The sequence below is a fragment of the Aeromonas sp. HMWF016 genome (genome assembly GCF_963878195.1).
GTDB lineage: Bacteria > Pseudomonadota > Gammaproteobacteria > Enterobacterales > Aeromonadaceae > Aeromonas > Aeromonas lacus.
The window spans coordinates 1-1,621 of sequence record NZ_CAWNWX010000062.1 but is presented as its reverse complement, the minus strand read 5'-3'; the positions used below and the strand labels follow the sequence as shown (position 1 = coordinate 1,621).

The window sequence follows — 1,621 nt, the reverse complement described above, 5'->3', positions numbered from 1 at the left end:
AAGGTGGTCTGTGTAAGGTGCAATGCCTTACATTCATTTCCATGCGTGTTTTTGGGAGGGCTTGTCCCTCCTGTTTTTTAGTCCTGCTAGTAGACGAGGTGAATAAGTTGAGTAGTAAAGGTAACAAGAGTGAGAGTTCTTCATCTATTTTTGAAAAAAACATGATGAGTTTAAGCTTAAATGGCATAGAGATTAAAGTTATGGTGGATGATATATCCAACCATGAACGAGTTGAACGTGTATTTATTTCAACCCCTCCATGTGATGAAGCTGGTAGTTATTGCTCATTGAGTATAGATTGTGTTGCATCAAACTCAATAATATTAAAGGTAAATAAGACGGCTGCCTTCTGAGTCCACATAAAGAAGATTTCTTGAAACTTGATATCAAGTTAATACACTAGCAAGCTTATCATCTTGGATTAATCCCGTCTCAAGAACTCGATAAGCTTCTGATATATTTCATTGTGTTTAGGTGATGACCTAAATGGAGCCGATTTAACGACGTATTATTTTTTGGCTTGAAAGTACATAGTGTAGCAACACGCATCATAAGCAATTGATTTTAATTGATTTTAATTGATTTATTTTGGTTTATCATATTTTACTACTCCCTTTGTACCACACCATTTAGAGTGAGCCTCATTCAAAGAAACAGAGGCTCTCAGTGTATGATGTTAAATATATCAAAGTTACCTGTGGCGGGTGTTACATTTGTATCCGCTATAATTGTGGCTGCATCAGCAGAGTCTGCAACGTCAAATATATCATCAGTCATATATGGGCATGCTCCAATAGGTTTATTAAGGATCGACAAAAAGACAGCACCTGGTGGGAAGGTGGGCAAGCTACAGCCAGGTGCGACACTTTTAGCAACTCCGTCATTAACAGATGAGGATGGTGACCTGCCAGCACCTTATGTTGTCCAATACCAATGGGTTAAAGCCACTGGTGATATATCTGTTATTGAAGTAATCGATAATGCTTGGCAACAATTAGATATATCAGCCCCACTGCCCATAACAGTAGAAAATATTGGCTTTCATATAATTATTAAATTTGTGCCTACAACGCTAACTGGTCTTCCAAATACAGGTGTGACAAAGTACTGGTCATCTGCGAGGAGAGTTATAGATGGTAATAATACGGTAGATATAGACGATCCAACTGGGCCAGTAGAATCTATCTCAGTGAGTGAAGGTGCTTTCAGTGTTGCCCTTGTCCACGTTAGTGGTGAAACATTTACTGATGTAGGTAGAAAATCGCCAGGTATATATCCGAAGGAAGGCTCCGATTTGAACCCAATAGTTGGTTCTATTTGGAAGGCTAGTATCACATGCGATGCGAATATACAGCCATTAGCATGTAAGCCTGATAACTTTACCTATCAATGGAAGATTGTGACTGATGTTGGCGCTATTGATGCTACAGGTGTCGGCGCAAATACTGAGTCATACACAGTCAATGCTTTTGACCAAGGAAAGAAGATTTTTGTAGAGGTTTTTCCAAAATCCAAATCAATAAATAATGGCGACTAGATACAATTCATGGGGTTATATCCCTCTAAATATATTAAAAGAAATAGGTAGAAAATACATATAAGAGCGTGAAATGTATATATG

General features: G+C 38.1%; 2 protein-coding genes. Both read left to right on the top strand.

The window, feature by feature from the left end; all coding sequences use genetic code 11:
* Window positions 1–353, top strand: a 353-nt coding sequence (locus AACS24_RS08950; RefSeq protein ID WP_219927765.1) for a hypothetical protein, incomplete at its 5' end; no start/stop codon positions are given.
* Between the two features lie 317 nt (window positions 354–670).
* The gene (locus tag AACS24_RS08945) at window positions 671–1,537 is read left to right on the top strand and encodes a hypothetical protein (RefSeq protein ID WP_146181477.1); all 867 of its coding nucleotides are present in this window, start codon (window positions 671–673) and stop codon (window positions 1,535–1,537) included.
* Window positions 1,538–1,621: the final 84 nt, after the last annotated feature.